Below are 16953 nucleotides of genomic sequence, written 5' to 3' on the forward strand. Positions count from 1 at the left end.
GCTCAGCCGGCAGTTTCTCGGGCTGCCTTGTCCGCCTGCGCTGCCTTGACCCGGCCCTCGTTGATCTCGGCCATCGCCTCGGGAATCTCACCGGCGGTGAACTTGTCGCGCCCGGTGGGCAGACCACCGAAGGAGTAGGTCTCGTCAAACAGCGGGGCGTCCGACGGACGGCGACGGGCCTCGACCTTCTCGATCACCGGCTGCAGGCGCTTGGCCTTGTCCGCCACCGCCTTTGCATCCCGCTCGATGAACTCGGGCAGGATCTCCTTGCCCATGATCTCGATGGACTCCATGGTGCCTTCGTGGCTGCGCGGGTTGAGCAGCAGGATGATCTCGTCGACCCCGCTCGCCTCGTAGCTGCGCAGGAACTCACGCACGGTGTCGGGCGATCCGATCGCACCGCGGCCGGGGCCGTACGCCAGTGTCGGATCCTCCTTGACCGCCTCCTGGTAGCGCTCCCACACCTTGGTGCGGCCGGGGGTGTGCATGCCGGTCAGGTAGTAGTGCATGATCCCGAAGGAGAAGAAGCCGCCGCCGGTGCCCAGGCGCTTGAGGGCCTCATCGTCGGATTTGGCCACCATCATCGACAGGTCGCCGCCGATGGCCAGGATGTTGGGGTTGATCGCCGGGGTGATGGGTGCACCCTGCTCTTCGAATTCCTTGTAGTAGCCGTCGACCCGCTCCTTGAGCGCTTCGGGGCCGGTGTAGGCGAAGCTCAGCGCACCGATGGCCTTCTGGGCCGCCATCTGCACCGACGACGGCCGCGTGCAGGCCACCCAGACCGGCGGGTGCGGCTTCTGCAGCGGCTTGGGAATGACGTTGCGGGCAGGCATCTCGACGTGCTCGCCCTTGAAACCGGTGAAGGGGGCTTCCGTCATGCAGCGGATGGACACCTCCAGGGCTTCTTCCCACATGGTGCGCTTGTCGGCCGGATCGATATCGAAACCGCCCAGCTCCGCCACCGATGATCCCTCACCGGTGCCGAACTCCACGCGCCCGTTGGACAGGTGATCCAGGGTGGCGACCCGCTCGGCGATCCGGGCCGGGTGGTTGATCGGCGGGGGCAGGTGCATGACACCGAAACCCAACCGAATGTCCTTGGTGCGCTGACTGGCCGCGGCCAGGAACATCTCCGGCGCGGTGGAGTGGCAGTACTCCTCCAGGAAGTGGTGCTCAGTCAGCCAGACGGTGGAGAAACCGGCCTCGTCGGCCGCCTCGACCTCGGTCAGGCCGTGCTGGAACAGCTGATGTTCGTCATCCTCCGACCACGGCCGGGGCAGTGGGAACTCGTAGAACAGCGAAATCTTCATCGGTTTCCTCCTGGGGTGTTGCTGACGTTGTCCTGGATTTGATTGGCGACGTGTGAAACAGGTTGTGCAACAAGCTGTTCAGCTTGGAGATCGGCGATGTGTCTGGCTGCCACGTACCCGAAGGTCATCGCAGGCCCGATGGTCGCGCCCGCTCCGGCGTAGCTGCGGCCCATGACCGCCGCCGATGCGTTGCCCACCGCGTAGAGCCCGTCCACGGCGGAATCGTCGGCACGCAGGACCCGCGCGTTCTCGTCGGTGCGCAGTCCGCCCGAGGTGCCCAGGTCGCCGAGGATGATCTGGAACGCGTAGTACGGCGGCCTGCCGAGTGGACGCAGATTCGGGTTGGGCAGGGTCGGGTCCCCGTAGTAGTTGTCGTATGCACTGTCACCGCGGTTGAAATCGTCGTCGTGACCGGCCTGCGCCAACTGATTGAACCGCTCCGCGGTGGCCCGCAGATTCTCTGCGGGTACACCGATCTCGCGCGCCAACTCTTCCCAGTTGTTCGCCTCGACGACGACACCGGAGTCCAGCCAGGCCCGAGGCACCTTGCGCCCGGTGGGGACCGGGGCGAACGGGATCTTCGGGATGGGCAGGTGCCCGGCCACCACATACCGGTGGAACGAGTCGATGTCGGTAACCAGCCAACACGGGATGTGACCCACCCCGGACTGCTGGCCCTCGATCATCGCGTGGGCGAAGTCCATATAGGGCGCGGCCTCGTTGATGAACCGCTTGCCCTCACCGTTGACCACGAACTGCGACGGCATCATGCGCTCGTTGAGCATGAACTGCAGCCGGCCGTCGGGCCAGCAGATGGCCGGGAACCACCACGCCTCATCGAGCAGATCGGTGGCACCACCCGCTTTCTCACCGGCGCGGATACCGTCACCGGTGGCCGCTGGATTGCCGAAACTCCAGTCTTTCTCGAGCACCGGCAGATGCTCCTTGCGCCATGCGAAGTCATGGTCGAAGCCGCCGGAGGCGAGAATCACTCCCCCGGTAGCCCGGACCCGCAGCGCCTTGCCGTCCCTTTCGATGACCGCGCCGAGCACTGCGTCGTCCGCACCGGTGATCAGCGACGTCATCGGTGCATCCAGCCACAGGGGCACGTCGTGCTGCTTGAGCGCGAGCCGCATCCGGGCCGCCAGCGATTGGCCGATGGCTGCCATCCGGTCACCGAACACCCGGGCCCGCACCATCCGCCAGATCAGCTTCAGCAGCACGGCCTTGCCACGCCAGTTCTGCCGGACCTGGTAGAACAGCCGAAGGTCCTTGGGCGCAAACCAGATTCCCTTGGGCGCGAGGGCCAGCGGGGCGAGCAGCTCCTGCTCGTACTCACCGAGTTTGCGTAGGTCGATGGCTGGGACGTTGATGGTGCTGCCCTGTGCGGAGCCGCCGGGCAGCTCCGGGTAGTAGTCGGCGTAGCCGGGCTTCCAGACGAACTCGAACCAGTCGCTGTTGTGCTCGAGGAAGTCCATCATCTCCGGCGCCGCCTCGACGTACTTGCGCAGCCTGGCATCGCTGACGGTGCCCTCGGTGATCTGCTTGAGGTAGTCGAACACCCCGTCCGGAGAGGGCACATAGCCGGCGCGGCGCTGCGACGGCGCCCCGGGCACCCAGATGCCGCCGCCGGAAAGCGCGGTCGAACCGCCGAAGTGGGAGGACTTTTCGACCACGAGGGTTTTGAGGCCGGCTGCGTCGGCTGCCAACGCAGCCGTCATGCCGCCGCCCCCGGAACCGATGACGAGCACGTCGACCGTTTCGTCGAAGCCTTCATCGGCCGTCTGTGCAGTGGTGTCTGAAGTCATGCTGCGATTCCTACCGCCGTCCTGATTGCGAATCCTGCGATCAATTCCGGTGCCGCCCGGTAAAAGTGACTTCCGGTCCGGTACGGCCCGTTGGCCGCAAGCGCCGCGAATGCGGCCACCCAGGTACGGATCTCATGGGCCGAGTTGCCCCCTTCGGTGGCGATGAAGGTGTTGGACCAACCGTCCAGATCGGTCAACCGCCCCTCGTCGAAGATCTCCAGCAGGCTGTGGTCCCAGTCGGGATTCAGCGGCCGTAGCGCGCTGTCTCCGCGGGCGAAGTCTCGGGCGGCCTGGCTCACCGCGTTCTGCCGAGCCATGCGCTGTTCCGCGGTCATCGGGACCCCGTGCACGATCCGGTCCAGCGCTGCCCGCGGCGCGGTGGTCAGCGTCGGCACCGGCGGATCATGCGACAGCCCACCGGAACCCAGCACCAGCACCCGCTTGTCAAGGGTTGCCAGGAAGGCACCCACTGCCGCACCCAGTGCCCGGGACCGCGACAGCGGACCGAGTGGGGTGGCAACGGAATTGATGAAGATCGGCACGATGGGACGCGCGGTCGCCTCACCGAACAACTCCTGCAGCGGCTGCACGGTGCCGTGGTCGACGTCCATGCTCGTCGAGATCGCGACGTCGACCCCGGACTCCCACACCGCCTCGGCGCACTGCTGAGCTATATCGCCGGCCACGTCGAGCGCACCCTCGTACGTCCCGTAATCCCCCACTCCTGCCGCGGCGGTGCCGATGCAGAAGGGCGGCATCAACCGGTAGAAGAACCCGTTGTAGTGGTCGGGCGAGAAGGTGACGACGAGTTCGGGGTCGTAGTCGGCAACAAACTCCCGCGCGGTGGCGAGAGCCGAAGCGATCTCGTCGAGGAGATCAGCCGACGGTCCCGGAAGGTTCAGCAGTGGGCTGTGGGACATACAGCACAGGGCTACCGGCATCGTTCACTCCTCCCTCCACCACATGCAGTACGTCGAACAGGGCGGTGCTCAATTCCGGGGCACGTTGGGCGATGTCGGCCCCGGCGATGCACCGGTCGGGGCGCAGCACCAGCACCGATTCGGCGTGCCCGTCGAACCAGGACTTGAGCGCACCGGTGCGGTCACCGACGATCACCACCGAGCCGTCATCTCCGTCCGCATCGTGCCCGGTCCAGAACAACTGGGTCTGTGGCCGGGCTGCAATGAACTTCGCGCCCAGGGCTTTCCAGCGCTGATAGGCCTGCTCTCCGAGCAATGCGCGCGGATTGTTGTTCCAGCACAGCACCGCGAAGTTCAGCCCGATCACATCGTCGAGCAACACGTTCGACTGCTCGCGGGTGTCCACCCGCGGCTGGATGAACAAGGTGCCGGCGGGGGCGTCTGGCGTCGGCGCCTTCGGGTGGTAGACCGCGCCCTGGTCGTAGCGCGGCATCGGCTTGAACCGCATCTCCAGCACATAGCGCTTGAGCGCCGGGACCACCGATGCTCCGCGAATGAGCTTGTCCCGCAACATCGCAATCTTGCGATTGGTGGGCGAGATGACCCGGCCCACCAAGGTGGACAGGTCGATCATGGCCCGCGCGTGCTTGCGGCGTTCGGTGTCGTAGCTGTCCAGCAGTGCGTCGCCGGCCTGTCCGTTGACCACCGCGGCCAGCTTCCAGCCCAGGTTCGCCGCGTCCCGGATGCCGCTGTTGTAACCCTGGCCCTGCCACACCGGCATCAGGTGCGCGGCGTCGCCGGCAAGCATGAACCGGCCCTTGCGAAAGTTTCCCGCGATGCGGGAGTGGTGGGTATAGACACGGCGACGGATCACGTCGACCTTGTCGGGATGCGGGACGAACGGTGCCAGCAGCCGTGCCACGAACTCGGGATCTTCGGCCTGCTCGTCGGTTTCGTCGGCGTGGATCATGAACTCGAACCGGCGGATACCGTGGGCGATCGAGATCGAGGCGTACGGCCGGTCCGGGTCGGCACCGACCTCGCTGTTCGGGTGCCCCAGCGGGTCATTTTCCAAATCGACCACCACCCAGCGGGTCGCTGAGGTGGTGCCGTCGAACGAAACGCCCATCATGGCGCGGGTGGCGCTGCGTCCGCCGTCGCACCCGATCACGTAGCGCGCACGTACCGCGGGCGCATCGGGGCCGAAGTCGACATTCACTCCGTCGGCGGTCTCGACGGCCGATTCCATCCGGCGCGCCCAGGCCACCTGCACGTGTTCGAACCGGTCCAGCCCGGCCAGCAGTTGCGCGTCGACCAGTGGCTGGACGAACCCGTTGCGCTTCGGCCAGCCGAATCGTGCGTCCGGAGGCGCCATTTCAGCCAGCAGCCGGCGACTTCCGTCGTAGAACCGCAGGATCTGATTGGGCACGGTGTGCGGAAGGATCGCCTCCACCAGCCCGATGGACTGGAAGGTACGCAGCGATTCGTCATCGAGACCGACCCCACGCGGGTAATCGATGAGGGTGTCGCGTTCCTCCACCACGAGCGTCCGGACACCCTGAATTCCAAGGACATTCGCCAGGGTCAGGCCGACCGGCCCGGCCCCGACGATGACGACGTCGACCTCTTGGTCGGTCACGCCGATCTCCCGAGGAGGAAATCAAGATGCAGCCGATTGAAGGTCTCGGGGTCTTCGTACTGCGGCCAGTGCCCGCAGTCGGGCATCACCTCGAACCGCGCACCCGGGATCATCGAGGCGATGCGCCGTCCCTCGCTGACGTCGGCAGTCGGGTCGTCACTGGTCCACAACACGAGCGTGGGCGCGGTGATCGAACCGTATTCCTTCTCCCCCAGTAAGTTACGGTCCCGGATCTCCGGATCCTGCAGCGCCATGATGTCGCTCATCGCGGCGACGAAACCGGGCTGGCGGTACACCGCCTGCCGGCTGGCCACGATGTCGTCGTAATCCTTTGTCTTGTCGGCCATCAACCATTTGATCCGGGCCTGCACGGTTTCCCAGCTCGGGTTCTCCGCGGCCGCCATCGACAGCGTGATGATCCGCTTCATCACCGCGGGGTCGGCTTGTGAGCCACCGGCGGTGTTGAGTACCAACCGGTCGACGCGATCCGGATGATCGGCAGCGGCCCGCGCCGCCACCCAGCCGCCCAGCGACTCACCTGAAATGTGGGCGCGCTGCGCGCCGATCGTGTCGAGGAAGCCGATCAGGTGATCGACATAGTGCGACACCTCCAGCGGGTGGCCCGGCTTGTCGGTGTAGCCGTGTCCGAGCATGTCGATCGACCACGTCGAGAAGTGCGCGGCGTGGGATTCCAGGTTGCGCACATACGCCTCGGCGTGTCCGCCCGACCCGTGCAGCAGAACGAGCACGGGCAGTTTCGGGTCACCGGCATGCAGGTAGCGGGTACGGACCCCGCCCACATCGAGGTAGCCCTGCTTGAACGCCACGCCCTGCAGGTCAGCCCAGACGCTCTCGTGCCCGGCGGCCGAAACGGAACCGGATGCCGGCCCGGCGGCAGTGCTTGTCATGATCCCCTCTCCGGAGGTAGGGAGAATGATATTCTCCAAATTTGTAAGCACTTTGCTCATATAGCGCACATGTGAGTGCACTATTATCAGAGCATCACTCTCGCGGTTCTATCTGTCAAGGAGGGGCGCGATGCCGGCCAAGGCAACCCAGCCGCAGGCACAAACGAAGACCGACGGCTCTCCCACCGGAGTGCCCGGTTCACAAACTCTGGCGCGCGGATTGAGCGCGCTCGCAGCGATCGCCGCAGCCCCGACCGGGCTCACCGTGCAACAGGTCGCCGACCACGTCGGCGCCCACCGCACGATCGCCTACCGGCTGCTGGCCACCCTGAGCCAATTCCGGTATGTGACAAAGGGGGAGGACGGTCGCTACCGGCCCGGCGCCGGGCTGGCAGCACTCGGTTCGTCCTTCGACAACAACATGCGCCAACTCAGCGTCCCGACCCTGCGCGCACTCGCCGACGAACTCGGCAGCACGGTGTCACTGCTGGTAGCCGAAGGCGATCAACAAGTGGCCGTCGCGGTGATCGTCCCGACGCAGGTGTTCTACCAACTGTCGTTCCACGAAGGCAGCCGCCACCCGCTCGAGCGTGGTGCGGCCGGGGTGGCGTTGCTGGCGAGCATGCCGGCGCGCCCGGGCGAACGCGAACTCGTCCGCCAAACCCGCGAACAAGGCTGGGTGATCACCCACGGCGAGATCGAACCTGACACCTATGGCCTGGCGGTTCCCGTGCGCCGACGCCTGCCGTCACCGCCCACCTGCATCAACCTCATCTCGCACCGCGAAGACGTCGTGCTGGGCGGCAAAGACGCGGTGGTCCGAGCGGCAAACGAACTATCGGCGATCCTGTACTGAAAGGGAATGACTGTGACCCGTACCGAGTCTCACCGAAACAACGAAGTCGACTGGGACAGCGAGGTCGACGTCGTCGTACTGGGCAGCGGTGGCGCCGGACTCACCGCGGCCCTGACCGCGTCGGTCAACGGCGCGTCGGTCGCGATCTACGAGAAGGCACCCACGGTTGGCGGCACGACCGCGGTCTCCGGCGGCATCGTGTGGATCCCCTCGCATGACCGCAGCGCCGACGGGCCGCTGCCGGTCTCCGACGCGGTGGACTATCTGCACGCCCAATCGCTCGGCTACCTGGATACCGACCTGGTGGACACTTTCGTGCGGACCGGCCCGGCGATGCTCGATTTCGTCGAGGAACACAGCGAACTGCGATTCGCCGTCGCCGAGGGATTTCCCGACTACAAGCCCGAACTGCCGGGTGGACGGCCCGGCGGTGGCCGGTCGCTGAGCGCCGGCCCTGTGGACCTCGCCAAGCTCGGTGACTGGCGGGACCGGATCACCTCCTTTCCAGCGGATTTCAGCAACGTCGGCATCGACGCGGAAACCCGTGCCCGCATTCACGCCGTGCACGACGATCCCGACGCCGACCTGTGTGTCGCCGGTACCGCACTGATCGCCGGCCTCCTGCGCGGCCTGCTCGATCGGGGCATCCAACCGGTCACCGAGGCCCGGGCCGTTGAGCTGATCGGTGATGCCGACGGCATCGAAGGGGTACTCATCGGTCTCAGCAGCTCCGGCGGCACCGACGTTCGTGTCCGCGCCCGCAACGGCGTGGTACTGGCCACCGGCGGCTTCGAATGGGACACCAAGCTGGTCGAGGCCTACCTGCGCGGCCCAATGCGCGGCGCGGTGTCACCTCCGAACAACACCGGCGACGGGCTGCGGATGGCCATGGCACACGGCGCCGACCTGGCCAACATGGGTGAGGCGTGGTGGGTTCCGATCGTGCAACTCCCCGGCGACACCATCGACGGTCACCCCCGCAGCCGCAGCGTGCGCATGGAACGCACCCGGCCCCGCAGCGTCATCGTCAACCGGGCCGGCAAGCGCTTCCTCAACGAGGCGGGCGAATACAACTCGATGGCCGGAGCATTCCAGTACCTCGACCCCAAGCTCGGCTACGCCAACGATCCGGCCTGGATCGTGTTCGACTCCGTGCACCTCCAGCGCTACGGCTTCCTCGGCGTGGAACCCGGTGAGCCGGTACCGGATTGGTTCTGCGCGTCCGCCTCGCTCGCCGAACTCGGCGCCAAGACCGGTATCGACGCCGAGGGCCTGGCCGCCACCCTGGGCCGCTGGAATGACAACGTCGCCGCCGAGATCGACCCGGATTTCGGCCGAGGATCCAGTGCCTACGACGGGTACTGGGGCGACAATTCGGCGGCCACCCCGGCCGGCCAGACGCTCGGTCCGCTCGACACCGCGCCGTTCTACGCGGTTCCGGTCAAGATCGGCGCGATGGGCACCAAGGGCGGCCCGCGCACCGACCGGGACGGCCGGGTCCTGCACGTCAGCGGCGCCCCGATCCCGGGACTGTTCGCCGCGGGCAATGCGATGGGCGGGGTGACCGGCAAGGCCTACGGTGGCGCAGGCGGCACCCTGGGCCCGGCAATGGTGTTCGGTTATCGCGCAGGGTGCGCCGCAGCGACGGGCAAGTCGGTGAGCTGATCAGCTACGGCCCGGGTCCGGGCGCTACCCGGCTGAATCCGCGATCAATTGCGCCGCAGCGCTGTACGGGTCGGTGGTGCCGTCGGCCACGGCGGCGGCCAGCCCGTCCAGCTCGCCGTGGTTGCGCAGCAAGGTCTGGGCCAGCGAAAGGATCTGGGTCCGGGCGCGTGCGGCGCGCCGCGCCGCAGTGTCGGACCGGTGGTGGGCGTCGATGGCCTCGACCAGCTCGGTCAGCCCATCCCCTTGGGCTGCAACAAGTTTGAGTACGGGCACGCTGGCCTCGGCCCGCAGGTCGCGGGCGGTCTGATCGGCCCCCTCGCGGTCGGCCTTGTTCACCACCACCAGATCGGCGACCTCAAGCAGCCCGGCCTTGGCAGCCTGCACGGCGTCCCCCGCACCGGGATTGAGTATCACCACCGTCGGGTCGGCGATCGCGGCGATCTCGATCTCCGACTGCCCCACACCTACGGTCTCCAGCACGATCAGGTCGTAGGACAAGGCGGCCAGCAGGCGGATCGCCGCGGGTACCGCGGCGGCCAGTCCGCCCAGATGCCCACGGGTGGCCACCGACCGGATCAGCACGTCGGGGTCATTGATGTGGGCAGCCATCCGGATCCGGTCGCCCAGTAGCGCACCCCCGCTGTACGGGGACGACGGATCCACCGCGAGCACGGCGACCCGCAGACCGCGCTCTCGGTACGCGCCGACGAGAGCGCCGACCGTCGTCGACTTTCCGGCCCCAGGCGGGCCGGTGATCCCGATGACGCGCGGAGATGCCGGGCCGAGCACCGCCAGAACCTCGTCGCGACGGTCGCTTTCGACCAAGCTCAGCAATCGCCCCACGGCACGCTGGGATCCGCCGCGCGCCGCGGTGATGAGTTCTTCGATGTTGTACTTCGCCATCACGGTTGACACTACGACGAAGGCACCTCGATGACCGTCGCCGAGCCCATACCGCCGCCGGCGCACATCGCGGCCACGCCGATACCTCCCCCGCGCCGGCGCAACTCATGGACCATGGTGGCCAGCATGCGAGCCCCGGTGGCGGCCACCGGATGGCCCAGCGAGCACCCGCTGCCGCTGACGTTGACGATCTCGGGGTTGAGGTCGAGCAGCTTGATGGTGGCGACGCACATCGCCGCGAACGCCTCGTTGATCTCGAACAGGTCCACGTCGGACAGTGAAAGACCGGCCCGGCCAAGGGCTTTGGTGATCGCCTCAACGGGCGCCAGCCCGGTCGAGGCCGGGTCCACGCCCACCGAGGCCCACGACTTGATGGTGGCCAGGGCCGGCAATCCGAGTTCGTCGCTGGCGATGGTCAGCAGTGCCGCCGCGTCGTTGGCGCCGCACGCATTGCCTGCAGTGATGGAGAATCCGTCGATCTCGGGATGCAGCGGCTTGAGCGCGGCCAGCTTCTCCACGGTGGTGTCACGGCGCGGATGCTCGTCGGTGTCGAAGAGACCGTGAGGCGTGTTGATCGGGACGATCTCTTCGGAGAACCGGCCCTCGTCGATCGCCGCGACGGCCTTGAGGTGTGAGCCCAGCGCCCATTCATCCATCTCCTCGCGACTCACCCCGGCCTTCACCGCGGCGTTCCAGCCGACCGTGATCGACATGTCCATGTTCGGCGCATCCGGTCGGTCCGGATGGGTGGGTGGGAACCAGTTCACCCACTCGGCATCCTTCGCACTGCTGGCCGCCCGGATGAACCGCGGTGAGGTGGAGGCCGAGTTGACCCCGCCTGCCAGGATCAACTGGTCCATCCCGGCGCGGATGCTGGCCGCGGCGCTCTGCACGGCGGCTTGCCCGGCCGCGCAGTGCCGGTTGATCGACGCACCGGGGACCGTGGTGAGGCCGGCGGTGATCGCAGCGTGACGGGCGATGACGCCGCCGCCGTACAGACCTTCGCCCAGAATCACGTCGTCCACTGATCCGGTGAGGTCGGCAGGCATGTTCTCCAACGCTGCCCGCACCACGTGGTCGGCCAGCTCGTAGGCATCCGTATCGCGCAACGTGCCCTTCTTTGCTGTGCCGATGGCGGTACGCAACGCGGACACGATGACGGCTTCAGGCATTGATCTGCTCCCTGGTTCACCCGGTAAGAGAATGCTATTCTCGCAGTCAGAGAGTGTCAGTTGCAAGAAGGGGAACCGTATGCAAATCGCCGGGAGTTCTGCGATCGTCGTCGGCGGTGCGGGCGGCTTGGGAGAAGCGACCGTCCGCCGCCTGCAGGCAGCGGGCGCCAAGGTGGTCGTCGCAGACCTGGCCGACGAGAAGGGCGCCAAGCTGGAGAACGAGTTGGGGGTGCGCTATGTGCCCACCGACGCCACCTCCGAGGAGTCCGTGCTCGCGGCCATCGCTGAGGCTGAAGCCCTTGCCCCGCTCCGTATCTCGGTAGACACCCACGGCGGCCCGGCCGCCGGCGGCCGTCTCGTCGGCAAGGACGGGTCCCCTCTGGATCTCGACGGCTTCAAGAAGACCATCGAGTTCTACCTGACCGCGGTGTTCAACGTCATGCGACTGTCGGCCGCGGCGATCGCCAAGACCGAACCGCTGGAGGAAGGCGGCCGCGGCGTCATCGTCAACACCGCATCGATCGCCGGGTACGAGGGCCAGATCGGCCAGCTGCCCTACTCGGCCGCCAAGGGCGGCGTCCTCGGCATGACGCTCGTCGCCGCGCGCGACCTGTCGCCGCTGGGCATCCGGGTCTGCACGATCGCCCCTGGCACCATCAACACCCCCGCCTACGGCAAGGCCGCTGATCAGCTGGAGCAGTACTGGGGTCCGCAGGTGCCGTTCCCCAAGCGGATGGGCCGATCGACCGAGTATGCCCAGCTGGCGCAGAGCATCATCGAAAACGACTACCTCAACGGCGAAATCATCCGCCTCGATGGGGCATTGCGTTTCCCGCCCAAGTAATAGCCCAAGTAATAGTCTGTCGCGATGACCTTGACCGGAAAGGTTGCCTTCGTCGCCGGGGCCAGCCGCGGTATCGGCGCCACCATCGCTCGAACACTGGCCGCCGAAGGGGCCGCGGTCGCGGTCGCGGCCCGTTCGAAGGAGCAGGGCAAGCTGCCCGGCACCATCGGATCGGTGGCCGCGGCCGTCAACGATGCGGGCGGGCGGGCTCTGCCGGTCGCCTGCGACGTCACTGACGAGGAATCAGTGAACAAAGCTGTCGCCCGCACAGTTTCGGAATTCGGCGGTATCGACATCCTCGTGGCCAATGCCGGTGTGCTGTGGCTCGGCCCGATCGAGACGACGCCGCTCAAGCGCTGGCAATTGTGCCTGGACGTGAACCTCACCGGTGTGTTCCTGGTGACCAAGGCCGTCATCCCCGAGGTGCGCAAGCGTGGCGGCGGGTCGCTCATCGCGATCACCACGACCGGCGTCGATATGGTCGAGCACGGTGCCAACGCCTACTGGGTGTCCAAGGCCGCAGCCGAGCGTTTGTATCTCGGCCTGGCCGCTGAGCTGCGCGACGACAACATCGCGGTCAACTGCCTGAGCCCCTCACGGGTGGTGCTGACCGAAGGCTGGCAGGCCGGCGGCAGCGGGCTGCAGATCCCGGACGAGATGGTCGAGCCGCCAGAAGCCATGGGCCGCGCGGCCGTACGACTGGCCGGTCAAGATGCCAGTGGTGTCACCGGCACCGTCCAGCGCTCCGAAGCCCTCACCTTCTGACGCCGAGCAGACGCAAACCCGTACCTTTTCGCTTGGAAAGGTACGGGTTTGCGTCTGCTCGCGGGGCTGGTGTCAGTCCTTGGCGATCAGGCCATCAACGATCCGATTGAAATCGGCAGTGCCGAACGAGACGTACTCGGCAAGGTTGGCGTAGTCCAGCGACGCCATCACCTGCTGCTCCAGCTGGATGTTCATCAACCGTTTGGTGGCCTCGACCGCCTGCTTGGGCAGGTCAATGAGCTTCTTGGCGCAGGCGATCGCCTCCGAAAGCGGATCCTCCACCACATGATTGGCCAGACCGAGCTCCAGTGCCCGCTGGGCCTTGATCCGCACACCCGTCAGCGCAAACTCCTTGGCCTGCAACAGGCTGATCTGCGAGCCCCACACCAGAGGACCTCCGTCGGCGGCCACCAGGCCGATCTGCACGTGCGGATCGGCGAAGTGCGCGGTCTCCGCCATGTAGACGACGTCGGACAGCGCGGCCAGGCTGCATCCCAGCCCCACTGCCGGGCCGTTCACCGCGGCCACGACCGGGATCCGGCACCGCACCATGCCGATGACGAGGTCACGACCGTGCTTGATCGTCTTCTGGCGCAACGCCTCGTCGCGACGCAGCTCGTCGAGGTAATTGAAGTCCCCGCCGGCCGAAAATGCCCGTCCCGCACCGGTGATCACTGCCGCACGCGCGTCGGCATCCTCATTGAGCGCTTCCCACAGCCGCGCCAGCCCGACATGCAGGTTGTCGTTGACCGCGTTGAGTGCATCGGGGCGGTTCAGCGTGATGATGCGCAGGGCACCGTCGGCCTGCACATCGATTTCTTCTGGCATTCCGTACATCTAGACTCCCAGCCCGAGGATTCGTGACGCGATGATGTTCTTCTGGATCTGCGACGTACCACCCATGACGCTCTGCGCCCGGCTGTACAGATACGCGCTGAGTAGCTCGGGGTCCGTGGTTCCGGCTACCGAGAGTGCAGCGTGCCCGACGGACTGCTCGACCCAGGTCATGAGCAGCTTGTCCAGCGAGCCGTCCGGACCGTGCTTGAGCCCGTCGAGCTGTTCGGACAGCCGGCGTCGCACATGCAGGCGCAGCATCTCGGCCTGCACTCCGGCCCAGGCGAGGTCTTCGGGAACATTGCCGCCAGCGCTTTCGACCCGAGAGGCCATCTCCCGCACGAGCTTTCCGTAGCGCGCCGAATAGCCGAGGGTCGACGGTTCGCGCTCATGGCTGACCACAGTCATGGCGAGGCGCCAACCGTCGCCCGGCTCACCCACCATGTTCGAGGCCGGCACCACCGCACCGTCGAACGCCACCTGCCCGAACTCCGTGGTGACACCGTTGATCATCTGCAGCGGCCGCTGTTCGATGCTGTCCTGGTGCATCGACACGATGAACGCCGAGATACCTTTGTGTCGCGCGACATCCTTGTCGGTGCGGGCCAGCACCAGGCACCAGTCCGCCACGTCGGAATAGCTCGTCCAGATCTTGTGACCGTTGATGACGTAGTTGTCGCCATCGCGCGTCGCCGTCGTCGTCAACGACGCGAGGTCAGAACCCGCACCGGGTTCTGAAAAGCCCTGGCACCAGCGCTCGGTGCCATTGATCATGCCCGGCAGGAACCGCTGCTGCAGTTCCTTGCTGCCGTGGTGGCCAAGGCCCACCACCAGATAGCCGAGGCTGGGCCGGGGCGGAGCACCGGCCCGGGCCAGCTCCTCGTCGACGATGACGTCGTAAACCGGCGCCAGGTCCTGGCCGCCGAACTCCTTGGGCCACGAAGTGCCGAAAAACCCTGCGGCATAGAGGGCCTGATGCCACTCCCCCATGCGCGCCCAGTAATCGTCGCCCGATGCCTTGAAGGACGCGGCGTTGTCGGCCAGCCAGGTCCGCAACCGGTCCCGGAAGGCGGCTTCCTCAGATGAATCACGAAAGTCCAAGATCACTGACCTCCAAGTCCTTCAGCTTGACGGGCCACAACTCGGTGGCCACCAGAACCCGGCGCAAGTACACGTGCGCCAGGCATTCCCAGGTGTTTCCGATGCCGCCATGCACCTGAATCGCCGTCTCGCACACTGTCCGTGCGGCGCGCGCACAGTAGACCTTGGCGATCTTTGCGGCGCGGACAGCCTCGCCTGCCGGCAGCTCGTCGACAGCCCACGCCGCATGACGTAGCACGCTGATCGATCCCTCGATCAGGGCGAGCCCCTCGGCGAGCAGATGCGCGACAGCCTGGTACGAGCCGATCGTCGAGCCGTACTGCTCACGGACTTTCGCGTAGTCCACGGCCAGCGCGTGCACACCGCGGGCGGCACCGACCAGGTCGGCGCTCGTGGCGGCGAGCGCCAGCGCCCGCCAGCGCAGGGCGTCCTCGTCCGACAGTTCGCCGAGCTCGGCGGGCGACTCGACAGCGCCCGCGGTGCTGCGGGTCAGATCCACACCGGCGGTGGCGGCCTCGCCCCCGCGAGACTCTCGCAAGCCGACCACCTTCACCTCACGATCGAGCCGACGAGCCAGATCGTCCGCGAGCACAGGCCCGAGGAACGGCACGTCGACCAGACCGCGCCCGAACTCTTCGGCGACGATCGCCACTTCCACACCGGAGGCGCCGTCGGAACGCAGGGTGCGCCACTCGGTGGCAGCGACCGTACTTTCCAACCGGGCGATCCGGCTCTCATCCGACAATTCCTGGACCGCATCCGGTCCCAGGTCGTCGGCCAGTTTCGCTGCGGCCTCTCGCAGCTGCTGCTGTTCAGACGTCAGACGAACGTCCATGCCGCTCCTTCAGCACTCGTCGCAATACCTTTCCGGAAGGTAACCGCGGTATGTCGGTTACGAACTCCACGCGGCTGGGCCGCTTGTACGAGGCCAGCCGCTCACCGACGAGATCGATGAGTTCCTCGGCCGACACCGCAGAACTTGTCGCCACGGCGGCCACCACGGCCTCACCGTCGGCCGCATCGGCCACACCGAACACGGCGCAGTCGGTGACCGCCGGATGTCCGTGCAGCACCGCTTCGATCTCGGCCGGCGCCACTTGGAAGCCGCGGACCTTGACCATCTCCTTGGAGCGGTCGGTGATGCGCAGGTATCCGTCGTCGTCGAGGTAGCCGATGTCGCCGGTGCGGTACCAGCCGTCGCAAAATGCGCCCGCGGTAGCGTCCTTGGGTAGATACCCGGCCATCGCCGAATCCGACCGCACCTGGATTTCGCCGTCCTCGCCGATGCGTACGTCCACCCCGCGCACCGGCGTACCCACGGTGTCGATGTGGGTGGCGTCCAGCGGATTGCACGCGATCACCGGAAGCTCGGTGGTGCCATAGGCGGTCAGCCACCGGATCCCGGACCGTTCGGTTACGGCGTCGGCGACGCTGCGGGTCACCGGGGTGGCACACCACATCACGTAGCGCAGTGACGACAGATCGTAACGGCCCAGATCGGGATGCGCGGCCAGCGCCAAAGCGATTGGTGCCACCGCCATTTCGATCGTGATCCGGTCGGATTCGATGTGGCGCAGCATGGCATCGATGTCGAATCGGCGGTGCAGACGCATCCAGGCCCCGGTGTCCAGCGCCATGGCGATGTTGAGCAGGCCCAGGATGTGCGACGGCGGCGTCATGATCTGCATGCGATCGGCACAGGTGAAACCCAGTGCGTCGCGCCAATGCTCGATGGCCGCGGCAAACCCGCGATGGGTGTGCCGCACCGCCTTGGGCAGGCCGGTGGTTCCCGAGCTGAAGACGAACAGCGCGTCGGCATCCAGATCGGGCGAGTCGAACTGCCGCAGTCCCGGGGTGATCGGCTCGTCCAGGTGCAGCATCGGCATCTGCGAGGCCAGCACCTCGTGATCTCCCACCGCATGGCTGGGCATGGTCAGAGCCAGGGCGTGCGCGGCCTCGGTTGCTTTCCATGCCGGGCTGATCAGTACGGCCGCCGCACCCAGGCCCCAGATAGCCCGCAGTGCCACGACGAACTCGGGGCGGTTGGACGACATCATGGCGACGCGATCACCCGGACGTACGCCGCGGTGCTCCAGCGCGGTGGCCATCCCACTGGTCAGCGCGTCGAGTTCGGCCAGGGTGTACTCACGGTCGTCGAACGCGAGCACGGCGGGGTCAGTCAAGATCTACAACCCCTCTCCCGAGACTCTGCTGTGCGTCGAGCACGC

General features: G+C 66.8%; 15 protein-coding genes. 4 read left to right on the plus strand and 11 right to left on the minus strand.

Features of this window, described 5'->3' with window-relative positions; all coding sequences use genetic code 11:
* Positions 1 to 2 precede the first annotated feature (2 nt).
* The 5 genes from HBE63_RS16185 to HBE63_RS16205 are packed head-to-tail and all read right to left on the minus strand — an operon-like array spanning position 3 to position 6585.
* Complete coding sequence (locus tag HBE63_RS16185) at positions 3 to 1310, minus strand: LLM class flavin-dependent oxidoreductase (RefSeq protein ID WP_166905646.1); 1308 nt, start codon at positions 1308 to 1310, stop codon at positions 3 to 5.
* Positions 1307 to 3118: an FAD-binding protein gene (locus HBE63_RS16190; RefSeq protein ID WP_166905647.1), complete on the minus strand. Its 1812-nt coding sequence runs from the start codon at positions 3116 to 3118 to the stop codon at positions 1307 to 1309. Before HBE63_RS16190 ends, HBE63_RS16185 begins: the two co-directional genes overlap by 4 nt.
* Positions 3115 to 4038, minus strand: a complete 924-nt coding sequence (locus HBE63_RS16195; protein WP_243858739.1) for a 3-carboxyethylcatechol 2,3-dioxygenase — start codon at positions 4036 to 4038, stop codon at positions 3115 to 3117. Before HBE63_RS16195 ends, HBE63_RS16190 begins: the two co-directional genes overlap by 4 nt.
* Positions 3995 to 5677, minus strand: coding sequence for a bifunctional 3-(3-hydroxy-phenyl)propionate/3-hydroxycinnamic acid hydroxylase (locus tag HBE63_RS16200; protein WP_166905649.1), 1683 nt, complete (start codon positions 5675 to 5677; stop codon positions 3995 to 3997). The genes HBE63_RS16195 and HBE63_RS16200 overlap by 44 nt, the downstream gene beginning before the upstream one ends.
* Positions 5674 to 6585: an alpha/beta fold hydrolase gene (locus HBE63_RS16205; protein WP_166905650.1), complete on the minus strand. Its 912-nt coding sequence runs from the start codon at positions 6583 to 6585 to the stop codon at positions 5674 to 5676. Before HBE63_RS16205 ends, HBE63_RS16200 begins: the two co-directional genes overlap by 4 nt.
* Positions 6586 to 6715: 130 nt before the next feature.
* On the opposite strand from HBE63_RS16205, the gene HBE63_RS16210 reads away from it, so the two are divergent.
* Positions 6716 to 7441: an IclR family transcriptional regulator gene (locus tag HBE63_RS16210; RefSeq protein ID WP_166905651.1), complete on the plus strand. Its 726-nt coding sequence runs from the start codon at positions 6716 to 6718 to the stop codon at positions 7439 to 7441.
* A 6-nt stretch (positions 7442 to 7447) separates the two neighbouring features.
* A complete protein-coding gene (locus tag HBE63_RS16215; protein WP_166905652.1) occupies positions 7448 to 9106 on the plus strand; it encodes an FAD-dependent oxidoreductase in 1659 nt (552 codons plus the stop codon).
* A 24-nt stretch (positions 9107 to 9130) separates the two neighbouring features.
* On the opposite strand, the gene meaB is transcribed toward HBE63_RS16215, so the two are convergent.
* On the minus strand, positions 9131 to 10009 hold the full coding sequence (gene meaB, locus HBE63_RS16220) for a methylmalonyl Co-A mutase-associated GTPase MeaB (RefSeq protein ID WP_166905653.1): 879 nt from the start codon (positions 10007 to 10009) through the stop codon (positions 9131 to 9133).
* A gap of 11 nt (positions 10010 to 10020) precedes the next feature.
* Complete coding sequence (locus HBE63_RS16225) at positions 10021 to 11181, minus strand: thiolase family protein (protein ID WP_166905654.1); 1161 nt, start codon at positions 11179 to 11181, stop codon at positions 10021 to 10023.
* Between the two features lie 79 nt (positions 11182 to 11260).
* On the opposite strand from HBE63_RS16225, the gene HBE63_RS16230 reads away from it, so the two are divergent.
* Both HBE63_RS16230 and HBE63_RS16235 read left to right on the plus strand, forming a co-directional pair.
* Positions 11261 to 12025 (plus strand): SDR family NAD(P)-dependent oxidoreductase, encoded by a 765-nt coding sequence (locus tag HBE63_RS16230; protein ID WP_166905655.1) that lies wholly within the window; start codon positions 11261 to 11263, stop codon positions 12023 to 12025.
* Positions 12026 to 12049: 24 nt separating this feature from the next.
* Entirely contained in the window at positions 12050 to 12790 is a 741-nt protein-coding gene (locus HBE63_RS16235; protein WP_166905656.1) for an SDR family NAD(P)-dependent oxidoreductase, read from the plus strand.
* 72 nt (positions 12791 to 12862) lie between these two features.
* Here the strand turns inward: HBE63_RS16235 and HBE63_RS16240 are convergent, their stop codons facing one another.
* The 4 genes from HBE63_RS16240 to HBE63_RS16255 are packed head-to-tail and all read right to left on the minus strand — an operon-like array spanning position 12863 to position 16908.
* Entirely contained in the window at positions 12863 to 13627 is a 765-nt protein-coding gene (locus HBE63_RS16240) for an enoyl-CoA hydratase/isomerase family protein (protein WP_166905657.1), read from the minus strand.
* Positions 13628 to 14725: an acyl-CoA dehydrogenase family protein gene (locus HBE63_RS16245; protein WP_166905658.1), complete on the minus strand. Its 1098-nt coding sequence runs from the start codon at positions 14723 to 14725 to the stop codon at positions 13628 to 13630.
* Positions 14712 to 15560: an acyl-CoA dehydrogenase family protein gene (locus HBE63_RS16250; protein WP_166905659.1), complete on the minus strand. Its 849-nt coding sequence runs from the start codon at positions 15558 to 15560 to the stop codon at positions 14712 to 14714. Before HBE63_RS16250 ends, HBE63_RS16245 begins: the two co-directional genes overlap by 14 nt.
* Positions 15538 to 16908, minus strand: a complete 1371-nt coding sequence (locus HBE63_RS16255) for a class I adenylate-forming enzyme family protein (protein ID WP_166905660.1) — start codon at positions 16906 to 16908, stop codon at positions 15538 to 15540. Before HBE63_RS16255 ends, HBE63_RS16250 begins: the two co-directional genes overlap by 23 nt.
* Positions 16909 to 16953: the final 45 nt, after the last annotated feature.

This window comes from Mycobacterium sp. DL440 (genome assembly GCF_011745145.1).
Classification (GTDB): Bacteria; Actinomycetota; Actinomycetes; order Mycobacteriales; family Mycobacteriaceae; genus Mycobacterium.